The sequence below is a fragment of the Burkholderia territorii genome (genome assembly GCF_902833055.1).
Classification (GTDB): domain Bacteria; phylum Pseudomonadota; class Gammaproteobacteria; order Burkholderiales; family Burkholderiaceae; genus Burkholderia; species Burkholderia territorii.
This window is the reverse complement of record NZ_CADFEJ010000003.1, coordinates 50,215-66,237: the sequence shown is the minus strand read 5'-3', so window position 1 is coordinate 66,237 and position 16,023 is coordinate 50,215. Positions and strand designations below refer to the sequence as shown.

Below are 16,023 nucleotides of genomic sequence, written 5' to 3'. Positions count from 1 at the left end.
TCAACGCCCCGCGACCGGTTCAGCGGCGGCGCCGGTGTCATGCGGCGTAGCCGCCGCACCGGCGGACATTCTGGCCGCCATCGCCGCGCGCATCGCGGCGGTCGACTGGTCGAGCACGACCTTGCCGCCCTGCAGCATGATGACCCGCTGCGCCGACGCAATCGTCTCCGGCCGGTGCGCAACGATCAGCCGCGTCATCGCGAGCTGCGTGACGGCCGCGTTGACCTGCATCTCGCGCTGAATGTCGAGATGGCTCGTCGCCTCGTCGAGCACCAGAATGGCCGGCCGCTTGTACAGCGCACGCGCAAGCAGCACGCGCTGCTTCTGCCCGCCGGACAGCACCGTGCCCATGTCGCCGACCAAGGTGTTGTAACCCATCGGCATTGCGGCGATGTCGTCGTGCACGGCGGCGATGCGCGCGCACTCGGCGATCCAGCGCGGGTCCGCGTCCGGGTCGAAGAAGCTGATGTTGTCCGCGATCGAGCCCGCGAACAGCACGTCGTCCTGCAGCACCGTGCCGACGAGCCCGCGCAGCCGCTCGATGCCGAGCCGGCCGACGTCGAGTCCGCCGATCCGCACCGTGCCGCTCGTCGGTTCATGGATGCCGAGCAGCACGCCGATCAGCGTCGTCTTGCCGCAACCCGACGGCCCGACGATCGCGACCGACTCGCCCGCGGCGATCTTCGCGCTCACGCCGTCCAGCACCAGCGGCTCGCCATCCGCGTAACGGAACGACATCCCGTCGATCTCGATGCTCGCGTCGAGCGCATCGGCCTCGCCCGGCACGCTGCGCAGGCTCGCGTCCGGCTCGCTTTCGGCAAACACGATATCGGCCAGCCGCTCGCCCTGGAGCTGCAACATCCGGACTTCGAAGTATTTGTCGATCAGGCTGCCGACCCGGCTGTCGAACTGGTTCTTGTATGCGTTGAACGCCATCAGCACGCCGACCGTGAACTGGCCGTCCATCACCATGCGCGCGCCGAGCCAGATGATCAGCACGTTCTCGATACCGAACAGCAAGCCGTTGAGCTGCTGATAGAAGATCTGCAGCTTCTGCACGTGCAGGCTCGCATTGACCTGTTCGACGAGCAGCGTGATCCAGCTCGCGCGACGCTCCGTCTGGCGGTTGAACAGCTTGATCGTCTTCACGCCGCGCACCGTCTCGAGAAAATGGCTCTGCTGCTTGGCCGCGTGCACGATCTGATCCTCGGTCGCGCGTCGCAGCGGGCCGTACCACAGCCACCGGACGAGCGCGTACAACGCCATCGTCGCGAGCGCGACCATGCCGAGCACGCGGCTGTAGACGAACATCATCGCGAGCGTCACGATCGTCATCAATCCGTCAATCACCGCGCCGAGAAACGACGTCGTCAGCGTTTGCTGGATCGTGTCGATCGAACCGAAGCGCGACACGACGTCGCCGAGATGGCGCCGCTCGTAATAGCGCACCGGCAGGCTCAGCAAGTGCGTGAAGACGTTCGCGCGCCACTGGATGTTCAGCGTGACGCCGACGTACATCAGCGCCCACGCGCGAATCGTGCCGGTCGCCTGCTGCATCAGCAGCAACAAGCCGAAGCCGAGCGCCAGCACCGTCAGCAGGTCGCGATCGGCGCTGACGATCACTTCGTCGATCACCCACTGCAGAAAGAACGGCTGCACCAGCATGAAGACCTCGAGCGCGATCGCGAGCGCGAGGATTTGCGCCAGCGAGCGCGACAGCCCCGACACCGGGCCGAGCAACTCGCGCAGCTTCACCGCCGGACGTGCCGCGCGCGGCGCGAAGCCTGCGGCCGGCCACAATTCCAGCGCGACGCCGGTAAACGCCCGCGACAGTTCGGCGAGCGACACCTTGCGAATGCCGTGCGACGGATCGTGAATCGTCGCGGCCTTTCCGTTCACTTCCTTCAGCACGACGAAGTGGTTGAAATTCCAGTGCAGCAGACACGGCAGACGCAGTTGGCCGAGCTGCGCCATGTCGAGCTTCACGGCGCGCGTGCCGAGCGCGAGACGCTGCGCGACCTCGATCACGCGTCCGAGTCCCGCGCCCTTCAGCGATACGGGGAATTGTCCGCGCAGCGTCGCGAGATCCACGTGATGGCCGTGATAGCCGGCCACCATCGCAAGGCATGCGAGTCCGCATTCCGCGGCTTCGGTCTGCAGGATCATCGGGAGCCGGCGGCCGAGGCCGAACGAGAGTCGATCGAGTAATGCCATGCGCGACCTCGTCAAAGTTTGCCGGTCAGGCTGTAAAGCGGCTCGAGCACCCACTCGTACAGGCGCCTGCGCTCCTGCAGGATGTCCGCCTGCAACGTCATGCCGGCCTGCAACGGCTGCTGCGCGCCATACGCGACGACGTGCTGCGCATCGAGCGCGACGATCACGCGATAGAAGGTCGCATCGCGCCCCTCGCCCGGCGTCGCCGCCGGGCCGCCGTCGTTCGCGAGTTCGGCCGCCGACAGCGCCGTGCGCGCGATCGACACGACCACGGCGCGATACTGGCCGAACTTCTGGTACGGGAACGCCTGATAGCGGATCAGCACCGGCTCGCCGACCCGTACGAAGCCGATCGCCGTGCTCGGCACGAACAGATGCGCCTGCCAGCGCGCACCGCCGGGCACCACGCTCGCGAGCGGCCGGGACGTATCGACCGACTGGCCGACGTCGGCGATCGCCGCCGTCACGATGCCCGTCTCCGGTGCGGTGACGACGATCCGGCGCTTCGCCTCGCTCTCGATCAGGTTCTGGTCGACGTCGATCACGTTGCGATCGATCTGCGCGAGCTGGTTTTGCTGCTTGAGGTCGAGGCCGGCCAACTGGTTGTTCGCTTCCGTCAGCGACTGCGCCGTCGACGCGCGCTCGCGAAGCAGCCCGTTCAGCTTCGACTGCTGGTCGAGCAGGTCGGCCTCGCGCTGCTGTGCCTGATCCTTCGAAATATAGTCCTGGGCCAGCAGGCCGCGATAGCGTTTCGCGCCGTCGGCCGCGATCGACGTGCGCAACCGCTGCGCCGAAAGCTGATCGTCGATCTGTGCAAGCTCGCCGCGCAGGCTTGCGATCTTCGCGCGCACCGTCGCGCGTTCGTCCTGCTGCAGGCTGCGTGTCTTGTCCATTTCCGTGAGCAACGACGCCTTGCGCTGCCGCGCCTGCGCGATCAGCGCGGCCTGCGTCGCGCCCTCCGCCGCGCTTTGCAGATCGGTGGACACCGTGTAGAGCGTCTGCCCGCGCGCAACGTGCTGCCCTTCCTTCACGTCGCGCTCGACGACGATGCCCGGCTGCAGCGCATAGACCTTCACCAGCCCTGCATCCGGCATCACGACACCGCTGACCGTCGTGCGACGCGTGTAGGTGCCGAACGCGAAGAACAGCAGCACGCAGGCGGCCATCGCGACTGCGGCCACGGCCAGCAGCGTCAGCGACACGGGGCGCACCAGCACGATCTCGCCCAGCGCGCCGGCGCGCTGGGCCTGTTGAGCTTCGTGCCGGAAAAGAGAAGTCGGGTTCGTCAAGATACGGATGACAGACAGTCGGTTGGATTCGGCGGATGCATTGCGGTTACCGGCAAGATCGCCGCGACAGCCCGCTTCGGTGCCGCGGCAACCCGCGATTCACGCGATGGCGACGCAGCGCGCGCCATCGCACGGAAATCGCGTCCGGCTTACGCGTGCTGGCCGGTCAGCAGGCCGAGCAATGCGTTGCCCGTGCCGACGACAGCCGTCGTCAGTGCTTCGCCGACGTTGTAAAGCGTCTGGCCATACAGCTCGACCACGTTGCCCAGCGTGTCGAAAATCGAGCCGCCGCTGTAGTAGCCGCCGGAAACTTGTGCGATTTCCTGCTGATTCAGTTCTTGCATTGCGTTTCTCCAGATTGAGAATGCTAGATAACCCATCTAGCGAGGCATCGAGCCACGCCGCGATTGCGACGCAGATCAATACGTTGAATATCTTTACTTTATTGATGACATGATTATTCCGTCGAGCAATGCTTCATTAATTTGCCCGGCGCGCAGGAATTCGAAACCATGTCGAATCAAACATCCACGACGGCTTCCTGGCTTATAAAGCTGAATTCAGCAACTGGCTTTTATTTCGGTTGTTCGACGTGATGTTTTCAATCCACTGACGATCATTCTCTCCTGCTCGCGCGCCACGCCGCCTGACGCGCCATGAGCACCAGAATGAAAGCGATGGCGAATACGCGGTCGACGATTTACCGGAAAAAATGTAGGCGCCCAGTGCCCAGCATCGAGCGAACCATGGCCACACGCTTAATCACGCCGATTTTACTCATTGAATTTTTTACAACGTTGAATTCGATGAGCCAATGATCCGACACTTTCCATCTGATCTTTGTACGATACCGCACCATCGGGCAAACCCGATATCCGAAGGCAATTGATTCTGTTCTTACGGGGAATTCCTGACCATAACGCCACGATTGAATTCCCGTGGTTGATTCTGGAAAGGACTGTCATGGCGGTCGGACAGATGGGGCGTAATCCGTCGAATTTATATGCGAAGCACATGCATGAATGGATCGCGCAATCGTCCGGGTGCGCGAGCGGACACCCGCGCCGGGCCTTGCGGGCTGCACGGCGCGCAGCATGCATTACCCGTCTTGCTGCTTTGCGAGCTGGTCCGCGACGGGCAGGCCGCGGATATGCGTGCCCGTCTCGGCGAAGATTCTGTTGGTCAGCGTAGGCGGGGGCAGCGGCAAGCCGGCTCGCCGGGGGTGTCAGGATTTCCGTGTTCAAGGCAGGTTGAGTAATTACACGGAAGGCCGAACGAATCGATCTGCGTAAAGGATAGCGAACTGGTTCGTGGCCGTCTTCCAGTCATGCGCTGCACTTCCCCAATTCGCGGTGATGTTGCGCAAGGCCAGCCAGATGAGCTTGGTGGCGGCCTCGTCGGTCGGGAAGTGACCACGGGTCTTGATGATCTTGCGCAGCTGCGAGTTGATATTTTCAATCGCGTTCGTTGTGTAGATGATCTTGCGCACGCCCGGAGGGAACGCAAAGAACGGGATCACGCGATCCCAGGCGTTGCGCCACGCGCTGCTGACGGTCGGGAATTTCTGGCCCCACGGGCCATTCGCAAACGCATCGAGTTCGGCCTGAGCGGCTTCCGCGCTGGGCGCGGCATAGATCGGTTTGATCGCCGCGGTCAGTCCTCGGCGGTCCTTCCAGCTGGCGTAGTCCAGGCTGTTGCGGATCAAATGGACGATGCAGGTTTGCAGCGTCGTGGCCGGAAACACTGCCGCCAGCGCTTCGGGCATGCCCTTCAGACCGTCGGTGACGGCGATCAGGATGTCGTGAACACCGCGCGTCTTCAGATCGTTGAATACCTTCATCCAGAATTTGGCCCCCTCGGTATTCTCGATCCACAGGCCCAGGATCTCCCGCGTGCCGTCGGGCAGCACGCCCAGCGCCAGGTACACCGCCTTGTTGCGCACGACGGCGTCTTCGCGAATCTTGACCCGCAGTGCGTCGAAAAACACGACCGGATACATCGGCTCGAGCGGCCGGGCCTGCCAGGCGGTTACTTCGGCCATGACCTCGTCTGTCACTGAGCTGATGAAGTCAGGCGAGACCTCAGTACCGTACTGTTCCAGCAGGAAGCCCTGGATCTCGCGTACGGTCATGCCTCGGGCATACATGGCGACGATCTTGTCGTCGAAGCCCGTGAAGCGCCGTTCGTGCTTGGGAATCAGGACGGGTTCGAAGCTGCCGTCGCGGTCACGCGGCACCTCGATTCGGATCGGACCGTCTTCGGTCAGAACCGTCTTGGCCCCTTTGCCGTTGCGCTGATTCGTGGCGTTGGCCGGCTTGGCAGCACCGGGAGGGTAGCCGAGATGATGATTCATCTCGCCACCCAGCGCACGCTCGATCAGCGCCTTCTTGAGCGCCAGCGTCGCGGCATTGATGGCTTCGGCCGTCATCGGACCGTTACCGAACTGCTCGAGCAACTTGGCCGGAATCGCCGGCAGAGCCGCCGGCTGGGCTTTCGGTTTGCGTGGCATAAACTCTCCTTGGGAGCATGTTATGCCTTAAACACAAAATTCCTGACAGGCCCGCGACGCCCTCCTGTTACACGGAGCGCGTCGCGAGAGCCGGGCATCACGGGTTGTTCATCAATTCTTTGATACCTTGATCTATCAACGATTTGAATTCTTGCAAATTCACGCGCCACGCCCGGGCATTCTCGGGCCCGTACAATTCAATAACGTAATCACACCCAGGCTCCTTCGATATTTCTGCGAGTTGCTTGGCTTCAAACCATATTTCATAAACCAAATTATCTCGATCCACAACGCTTGCTACCTGCGCAGTCAAAGCACTCATTTCGGCGGCTCCAAGAAACCAATAAATTTACCATCGACAGAGTAACGCACCCCTCGACCATCAGTTGCCGTAATATCAATCACGTTACCGAAGCGCCCTGTCTCGCGCTGCGTCACTGTACGTCCGGGATCATTCAAGATGCTATCAACAATTTGCTGCCCTTGTTCATTGATTGCTGCTGGATTGCCCTTTGCAGTTGGAAACGCGCTATCCGTACGCCCGCCATGTTTCTGCAAGGCCCGACCGGCCGCGCTCAACTGCCCAGATTTATCTGATTGGTCGGGCAATTTTCCCGCATCGGAAAGATCGCTAATGCTTTTTCCACCAATCGTTGAATTCGATTGACCGTCTCCATTTCCACCACTCGACAAAATAGGCCCACCGGGCGTCACGACAGGGGCAACGTTCACGGTCGGACACAAGACACCCGGCCCGCACGGCACGGCCCCTACAACAACCGTGGCCCCCGCTGGTCCGCTCGGCGTCTTCGGGCCGCCACCATTCGGGTCAATTTGCGGGTTCGCGTCACCCTGCTGCACGTCGGTCGGCAGCTTCGCCCGCGAGTTCGCCACATCACGCGGCAGGTTCTTCGCGTCTTCCCCGAAGCCCAGCACGCCGCGTTTGAACTGGTCGACCTGACTCAGCCCCAAGTCCTTCGCTTGCTGAATCAGCGTGTAGTCGAACAGTCCCTTGTTCGCCTTCTGGCTATCGATCCACTGCAACTCGGGCGCGAGGTCCTTCGCGTCCATCGGGTTCACGTAGTTCGCCAGCCACTGCGGACTGTTCGGCGAGAACTCCGCCCAGCACTGAACACGATAGCACGCAGCCTGTGTCAGACGCTTTTCCTCGTCCGCGTTGCCGTTCGCCTTGTCATGAATCGCCTTCTTCTCGTCCTGATTCAACTGACGATTAAAGCGATCGACTGCTGCGCCCGTCAACGCACCCGTCCCGCCGCCGACAAGAGCACCCGCGCCGCCGGCCAACAGGTTCGACGCGACGTTACCCAGCAGCTCGTCGACGTTCTTGTTGCCGGTCGGCCCCGCGTCCTTGATCGATTGCGCGATTTCCGTCAGTGCCGGAGCAAGCTTCGCCGAGACTCCAGTACCGGCTGCACCGCCTGCCGCACCCAGCCCGCCCGCCGTCAATCCACCGGTCAGCGCACCGCCTGCAATGTGCAGAGCAACACGATTGTCTCCGCCTTCGGCCCAGTTCTTCGCGTCCTGCAAATACTGCGCCTTGAGCGTCGGATCATCGGTCGCGGCAGCCGCATCGCGTGCGGTTTTCTCCTTCCTGTCCGCATAGTCGCCGATCTGCTTTGCAATCGCCTCCGATGCAGCCTGCGCCGCGTTGATGAGATCCGATTGATTGCTCAGCACCTGCTGCAGATCCGGCGTCTTGCTAACCGTGCCATTCAGGCCCGACGTATCACGATTCAGCGTCGTCACATCCTGCTTCTGGTTCGCCTTGTCTGTGATCGTGATGTTGCCGGCACTGATCGCGCTTCGCGTTGTCGCATCGCTACTGCCGTTCTCGTTCACGTACAGCGGTAATGCGCCGCCCGTGTTCTTGCCAGTGGTCGGACCGTGGGTCGCATAGTTGTTGCCGCCGTCGCCAACGCCACCGCCCGCGCTCACACCAACGCTGCTGGCGTCGTATTCCGAATGGTTCTGAATGTCCGAAAACGACAATGTGCCGGTCGTCAACTGATTCTTGTCCGGCGTCGCCGTGCTCGCGATGTACGCGCCCTTCAGGTCGGTGTTGCCCTTCACACTGATGTCGAATCCGCCATCGCCAGCCCGGATACCCGCCTGCTCGTTCACGCCCGCATAGTTACCGCTCGCATGGCCGTTCTGCGCGCTGAAACTCGCGCTGCCGCCGCCCTGGCTAACACTGAATCCGCCGCCCGAACTGCTCTGGTGAGCCTCGCTGCGGCTCGTATCCTGCACCGACGCGAGATTCAGGTTACCGCCGACATCCGCAATCACCTTGTTCGCGTTGACGTTCGCACCGATGATATTGGTGTCGCCGCCGCTGATGATCGTCGCCGTATTGCTCGCGTTGATGTGCGTATTGTTCTGCGTGGCCGCATCCGAGTTCGCATCGCCGTGTGCGCGCGACATTGCCGCCGACACGCCAAACCCACCTGTGCCGTACGAGACACCCACGCTCGCACTCTTCGACTCGTTCGTGCTACGCGTGCTGTCGGTATCCGTGCTGTTGACCAGATTGACCTTGTTGGTCGCCTGCAACAGCACATCCTTCGCGCTCACGTCCGATCCCTGGATCGTCACGTTGCCCTGCCCGGCGTTCTTGTCACCCGTCGCGACGAACGCGGCCGTACCGCCCGCCTTCACGCTGCTGCCATTGTTCTGCGTGCTGTTCTCGGTGAACGTCGACTTGCTGTACGACGAGCCGAAGCTCAGCTCCACCTTCGCCTCGACCTTGCCCTTCGGATCGTTCAGCGCATTCGTCATGCTGCCCGTTGCACCGACAAGATCCGCCATCCCGCCCGCCGCCGCGATCGCATGCAGCGCAGCCGCCCGCCCATCCTGGCTGCCGCCGGCGCCCTGCGCCTGCTGGTTCACGTTCTGGATTGCGTCGATTACCGGCGACTTCACCGCGAGCGTGAAGCCCGAACTCTTCACCTCGTGCGTTTCTTCGTGATGACGATCCGTCTGCGATGCATCGATCGTCACTTCCTTCGCAATGCCGGTCACGTCCTGGCCGGCGACGATGTCCGAACCGGTCACATGGAGCTTGTTACCAGCCACCATCGACACGCTGCCGTCCGTGCTGCCGATCAGGCTGCCCTGTGAACCCTTCATCGTATCGCGGCTGGTATCGATCGTCTGGTTCGTGCCATACGAGATCCCGGCACCCGCACTACCAAGTCCGGACTTCTTCACATCCTTGTAGTGATACTCGCTCGAGGCAGTGTCCGCCGTCGTGACGGTCAGGTCGTGGCCGGCAGAAAGGCTCACGTCGTTGGTCGCCGCGATCGTTGCAGCCTTCGCCGTCAGGTCGTTGCCAGCCTGCACCGCAACCGTGCTGCCCGACAACGTCGTGCCAACCGCATTGGTGTAGCTGCTCGAATCGATCGTGTGCGTCGATTTCGACGACAGGAAGCCGTTTTCCTTGTGATAGTGCTCGTCGTTCGCGCTCGCGCTCTGTTCACCGGCCTTCAGGTTGACATCATGGCCGGCGCTCACGCCAATTGCGCCCTGCGCGTTGGCATATGCAGCCGTCGCATTCACGTCATGGCCGGCCACTATCGCCAGGTTGCCGCCCGTCGCGACCTGCGTACCCGTGTCGCTCGACGCCGAGTGTTCCGCGTGGTTGCGAGCATCCCACTTCACCGCGTCCTGGCTGCTCTGACGAACCGCATTCAAATTCACGTCATTGTTGGCTGCCATTACGGCATTGCCAGTCGTCGCGATTACGGCCGCATTGGCGTTCAGATCGTGACCGGCGACCGCCTGTAAGCTGCCAGCATTGATCGTCGAAATACGGTCGAGACCGGTTGCACTACCGGTCTTCGTGGTGGCCGAACTCGTCGTAGTCGCCAGGTTGAGGTCTCGCCCGGCCGACAGCGCTACGGTATTGCCCTGAATCAACCCGCCAAGATTATTGAGATCCTGATTCGCGCTCGCGAGCACGGTTCCGCCCGACACAGTACCGCTGTTGTCGATCGAATCCGCATGGATGATCGTGACGTTGCGGCTCGCGATCGTGCCCGAGTTCTTGTACGCACCGTCGGCATTTACCGTGACGTTCTTGCCGGAGATGATCGTACCTTCGCCCGTCACGTCCGCCGCGTTCGCGTGCAGATAGACCTGTGGCACCAGCACCGTCTGCTGGCTACCATTCGGCAACGTCACCGTCTGGTTCACCAGCCACACGATGTCGCTCGTCAGCGCGGCCATCTGCGCGTCGGTCAGCGCCGTACCGACGTTCAGCCCGAACTGCTGCGACGCCTTTACCCCGCTCGCCATCAGCGCTTCGTATTCGCTCTGGTTGTCCGTGTAGTCGCCAATGAAACGCTGGCCGGTGGTCTGGATGATCTGCTGCTGAATCAGTTGCTGCTCGTAGAAGCCGTCGCCGATGCGCTTGAGAACCGTGTTCGGATCGACCTTGAGTGCGTCCAGCATCGTGTCGCTCGATAACCATTTCCGGTAATCGGTAAAGCGCGGGTCCGTCTCGATCAGGAAGTGGCTGCCGGGGTCGCTCGTGACCTGATACAGCGCGTTGTTGGGCAAACGCGTGTTCGGCGTCACCGTGCGCACGACGACATCACCTACATTCGCCTTCACGGCCGATACGTTCCCCGCACCGACACCAGACACGCCGGAGCCGACCAGCAATTGCCCGCCAATATCCTTGCCCGCCACCGGCGTCACGCCCATACCGCTTGCGCCCTGCGCAACGGACGTCGCTGCCACCACGCTCTTGATCGGACTTGACGGCTTGCTCGGATCGGTCAGCACCACCGGCAGATCGATGGTCTGCGCCGGAATTGCCGGCATGAAGGGGGTCGAACTGGTTGCTCGCTCGTCACCGCTGAACGCACCGCCGGACTGAACCCACGTATAGATCGCCTGGCCTGAACCCGTGAACGTTTGCGTGCCTTGCGCACCAATGTTCTGTACGTTTTTCGGATTGTTACCGTCACCGGCCACGATCTGACTCTTGTCGTTGACGCCCGAGGCGGTATTGATCGTGATACTACGACCGGACGTAATCGTGCCCGGTTGCGAAGCCGTGACAACATCCTTGGTCGATGTCACGTTGGCCGTATAAACGGTGTACGTCTGGACGAGGCGGCTCGCCACGTCAGCGTTATACCCGACCAGCGCCTGATTCAGGTTCTGATAGGCAGCAACGGTCGCCTTGTACCACTGCTGGAAAGGCGCACATGCCGCGTTGGTCGAGGTCAGACACGACGGGCTCGCCGGATCGAAGGGATTCGGTTTTGCACCCGTTACGTCGGCTTCAGTGGGGGCCTTGATGGAAAACCAGTCGCTGCCGACGCCCCTTCGTCCGAAAATTAGCGCGGCGGGCGCCGTCATGGCGAACGGCCCCTGCGTGACCCACGCCGGGTTTGCGTTGGGTGGGGGCGTCACACCGAACGTCGCCCAGATGTCAGATGGCACCGTACGATACGCGCCAGTCTGGGCCGCCGCCGCCCCCGAGCCAAAGTAATCGGCGGCGTACGCCGTGTTGTCGATTTTGCCGGCCACCCCGTTCATCGTGTACTTCGCGTACTCGGCGAACGGATATTTCGTCGACGGCAGCAGAATGAATTTCTGGTCGTCGTCCAGTGCCCACTGGTAATCCGTGCCCGGATGAATTTCTTGACTGTTCTTCTGGTACAGATAAACGGTCGACGGATCGATCTTCTCGGTCGAGCCCGGCACCTGATACCACAACTGGTTGCCACTGTCGGTCGTGACCTTCGAAGTCTGGAAGTTCGAGTTCAGATTCTCGAACCGGTTCGCGCTGATCGTGATGTCGCGGCCCGCATCGATCTGCGCGCCATTGTTCGTCACGATCTGCGCGCTGCCGGTTGCCTGATGGTTCGCATCCAGCGCGCCGCCGACGCGAATGTCGTTGCTCGCGTAAATCAATGCATTGTTCTGGTTCTTGAATGTCTGCGCGCCGATGTCGAGATCACCACGCGATGCGATTACACCACCAACGCCCTGGGCATTCTGGTCGTTGATCACCGTGCTCGCACCGACTGCGACGGTGTCGCCATAGATTCGGCCGCCCGCGTTCGTCACGGTGTCGCCGGCAGTCACCATCGTGGTGCCGCCATCGATCAGACCTTCGTTCGTAATCGACTGGTTCGCGTGAACGTTCGTAGCGCTTCCACCGAAAATCTCGCCTGTCGCGCGGTTCCGAATGGAATTGGCGTTCACATTGGCAACATTGCCTGCCGACAGTGTGCCGCTGTTATCGAGCGTACGGCTAGCCGTGGTCGTCAGATCATGGCCCGCCAGAATCTGGCCGGTGTTGGTCAGATCGCCTTGCGTCGTCACATTGACGTCGCCGGCCGATTGGAGCTTGCCGTCGTTGTTGAGCGTCCCGGTCGAGATCGTCAGTTGCTGACCGCCGTTGATGTCGCCCTGGCTGTTGATCAGCGTACTCGACGCTGTCAACGTTGCCGTACCTTTCGACTGAATGCTGCCCGACGTATTGTCGATCGTCGGTGCGGTAAGCTTCACATCCTTGTCCGCGCGAATCGAGCCGGACGTATTGTCGATCGCCTGATTGGCGTTCAGCGTAACGCTTGCGCCCTCCATCCCGGCACTCAGCCCCGGCACGCCTGCCGTCGTCGGCAGCGTCGAATTGCCGGTCCGCGCATTACGAATGGTATCGCCCGTCACCGACAGCGCGCCGCTCGCGTGCACGGCCCCGCGCGTGTTGTCGACCGTCGTACCAGACACCGTGACATCCCTGTTGCCGCCGATCTGGCCGGCCACGTTCGACACTGTACCGGTGCTTCGTACTGCCAATGCACCGTCCGCCACGAGCGAACCCGCATCGTTGGTCACGGATGCGGCGCTGACGGTCGCCGCGCCGCTCGACGAGATGGCCCCCCCTGCATTGTTCAGCGCTCCGGTTGCCAGCGTGACGCCCTTGCCGAGAACCTGACCGCCGGCCGACTGCCCTGCCAGCACGCTGTTGTCGAGGGTCTGGCCGTGCGTATCGATGTCGACCGCTCCCGTTGCCTGCACCAAACCCGACCGGTTATCCAACGCCCCCGACCGACTCGTCAGCGATTGACTTGCCGCCATTTTGCCGAGCGTGTTGTCGATCGCACCTTGTCCGGATGCAAGCGTGACGTTCGCCCCCGTGATCGTGCCGCCCGAGTTCAGCAATCCCGCATTGGTCAGGGTCGTGTCGCCCGCCGCCAGCAGCTTGCCGCCTGCGTTGTCCGTCGTGCCGGATGTTGTCACTGACAACGCACCGGAAACCGAACCGATGGTGCCACCGTGGTTCGACACGGTCTGCGCCGTCACGGTCGTGTCGTGTGTCGCCGCGATCGTACCGCCTGCATTCGTCAACGCGCCTGCTACAGTGAGCTTCGCCGCATCCGCCGACACTGTGCCTTGCGAATTGTCGAACGTACCGGCCTGCGTGTTCAGCGCGCCAGCTGTGGTAATCTTGCCCTGCGTATTGTCGAGTGCCCGAGAGACGGTCAGCGCCGTGTCGCCGGCGGACGTGCCGATCTGGCCCGCACGGTTGCTCAGCGTGCCGGCGGTTGCGGTCAACCCGGTAGACCCCACCATCTTGCCGCTATCGTTCGACAGCGTGCGCGTGGCAGTCAGCGACAAAGCGTCCGACGTCGATCCGATCTGGCCACCCGCATTGACCAGGTCCCCCGTCTGGATTTGCGCACCGTGCACGGCCGTCATACTGCCGTTCGTGTTGTCGATTGTGTCGCTTGCGACGGTGAGCGCATTGGCCGAACTCATCGTGCCGCCAGTGTTCGTCAGCGACTGCGTCGCACGCAGCGTCGTGTCGCCAGCGGCCGATCCGATCGTGCCCGCCGCATTGCCAATGCTGTTTGCCGTCACCCACAGACCGTTGCCGCCGACCATGGAGCCCGACTGATTCGAGACGTCGCCCGTCGCCGCCACGGTCAGTGCGTCAGCAGCGCCGATCTTGCCGCCCGCATTCACGACATCGGCCGCTGTGATCTGTGCCGCATGTGCGCTGATCGATCCGGCCGAGTTGTCGAGATGGGCCGTGTGAATCGACAGGTCATTACCGGACGCAACTTTGCCGTTCACGTTGTTCAGTGATTGCGTGACATCGAGCAAGGTGTCGCCCGCCACGGAGCCGATCTGGCCTTGTGCGTTGGAAACCGTATTCGCCGTCAGCGTGAGGCCGTTGCCGCCTGCAATCTTCCCGTTATCGTTCGCTACGTTCCCGGTCGCCGTCAGTGCCAACGCACCCGTCGACGTGCCGATCTCACCGGCCACGTTCGTCAGGTCGGTTGCAGCGATCTGCGCCGTGCGCGCCGTGATGTGCCCTTGGGTATTGTCGAGCGCACCGGACGAGTTCAGCGACAACGCATCGGCCGCCAACGTACCGGACCGGTTCGATACCGATTCCGCGGTCAGGTTCGCCAGGTTCTGCGAGCTGATGATGCCCGAGTCGTTGACCAGTTGCCCCGCATTCAGCGTCACGTTCTGGCCGCTCATCGTGCCGGCGACGTTCGACAGCGTGCCATTCGCCGTGACGTTGACTGCGCTGGCGGCATTCACGGTCCCGTGGTCCAGCGTGATGTCGTTTGCGAACAGATTAACGTTGTCACCCGCTGCCAGCGTGCCGCTGCTCGTCACGATCGCAGCGCGTGCCGCGACGGAGCCACCGCCGACGAGATTACCGGCGGAATCCGCCCCCGCGTATGCCTGCCCGCTATTGTTGAACGACGTGGCGGCTGTCAGGTTCGTATTGCCGCCCGACGAAATCGTTCCGGCATTCGACAATGCCTGTGACGCGTTCAGATCGGTGGTCTGCGTACTGACAATCGTGCCTTGCTGGGCGACGTTGACGCCATTGATCCGGGTGTTCGCGGCTGACTGAAGACGTGCGGTCGGCGCAATCGTCACATCGCCATTGTTCGAGACTTGAATATCGCCGGTCAGTGACGTGACCGCCCCCGCATCTCGCACCCCGACACCGGCCTCGGTCCCGATCATCCGGACGCTATTGGCGAACATGCTACCCAATGCCTGCACGTCGATTGCGACACCCGGCGCCGCGCCAGTGCCAGACTGGGCCTGCGCGGCATTGTTCGCATAGTCGACACGGTTCGCGCCCGCGACCGCATTGATCGAGTCCGCCCACACCTGACCGTTGATCGTCATCGCACGCGAAATCAGGTCGATCGCACTGCCGTGCGCGTCGAGTCCTGCCCCGGCGATGCCGATCTGCCCTTGCGTCACATTGAAACCCGCCAACGTGCCGTCCGGATTGAACGTCGGTACGCCGGTCGTCAGCGTGACACGCGGCACATTCAGGAAACCGCACCCCGAACAGGTGATGCCTGCCGGGTTGGCGACCACGAGGTTCGCGCGATTGCCTGCGATCTCGGTCGGTCCGAGCAATTGACTGGGGTTGCCCGACGTGACCTGATTGACGATCACGCGCGCCGAGCTGTTGCCGAGAAATGGATTGCCTTGGACCCAGCCGGCGAGCTGCGTTTGCGAATTCTGGCCGCTGTTGACCAGCACCGCGCCCTTCGTACCCACGTTGTACTGCGTGAAGTTGTTCAGCGAGACGCCGTTTTTCGGTGCGGTGATATTCACGAGCGGCACGCCTGATGCCGACACGCCCACGACCGGATGGGTCGGACCGCTTCGATCAGGCGTGATCGGTAGCGAAGCCTGCGCTTGCGCAACGAGGGGCTGCATGCCAAACGTGCAGAGTGCGGCAAAGACAGTCGCCCGTGCCGCGAACCAGATCGAGATCCCGGAATCCTCGGCCGGCCGAACGGCACGTTGTACACGAGAGCGCTCGCCGCCCCCATGCGCCGACGCGTTTTCGTCAACTGCCACCAGCATGCCGCGCACGGCACTGAATACCAAGCGAAAGATTCCGGAATTCATGATCGTTTTATTCTTGAATGTATGTCAGGCCGGCATTGCGCACATCGCGCAAACGACCGGCCCCACTCA

Annotated in this window: 6 protein-coding genes; all 6 read right to left on the bottom strand. The window is 62.3% G+C overall.

What is annotated here, in order from left to right:
- The 6 genes from HW466_RS07650 to HW466_RS07625 all read right to left on the bottom strand — a co-directional run bounded on the left by HW466_RS07650 (position 1) and on the right by HW466_RS07625 (position 15,954).
- Positions 1-2,214 carry a peptidase domain-containing ABC transporter gene (locus HW466_RS07650; protein WP_151003609.1) on the bottom strand — a complete coding sequence of 738 codons (2,214 nt, stop codon included), beginning with the start codon at positions 2,212-2,214 and terminating at the stop codon, positions 1-3.
- Between the two features lie 11 nt (positions 2,215-2,225).
- Positions 2,226-3,503, bottom strand: coding sequence for an HlyD family secretion protein (locus tag HW466_RS07645; protein ID WP_059546209.1), 1,278 nt, complete (start codon positions 3,501-3,503; stop codon positions 2,226-2,228).
- Positions 3,504-3,652: 149 nt separating this feature from the next.
- Positions 3,653-3,847 (bottom strand): hypothetical protein, encoded by a 195-nt coding sequence (locus HW466_RS07640; RefSeq protein WP_059449338.1) that lies wholly within the window; start codon positions 3,845-3,847, stop codon positions 3,653-3,655.
- 914 nt (positions 3,848-4,761) lie between these two features.
- On the bottom strand, positions 4,762-6,012 hold the full coding sequence (locus HW466_RS07635; protein ID WP_151003611.1) for an IS256 family transposase: 1,251 nt from the start codon (positions 6,010-6,012) through the stop codon (positions 4,762-4,764).
- A 97-nt stretch (positions 6,013-6,109) separates the two neighbouring features.
- Positions 6,110-6,334: a hypothetical protein gene (locus HW466_RS07630; RefSeq protein WP_081084957.1), complete on the bottom strand. Its 225-nt coding sequence runs from the start codon at positions 6,332-6,334 to the stop codon at positions 6,110-6,112.
- The gene (locus tag HW466_RS07625; RefSeq protein ID WP_151003613.1) at positions 6,331-15,954 is read right to left on the bottom strand and encodes a two-partner secretion domain-containing protein; all 9,624 of its coding nucleotides are present in this window, start codon (positions 15,952-15,954) and stop codon (positions 6,331-6,333) included. Before HW466_RS07625 ends, HW466_RS07630 begins: the two co-directional genes overlap by 4 nt.
- Positions 15,955-16,023: the final 69 nt, after the last annotated feature.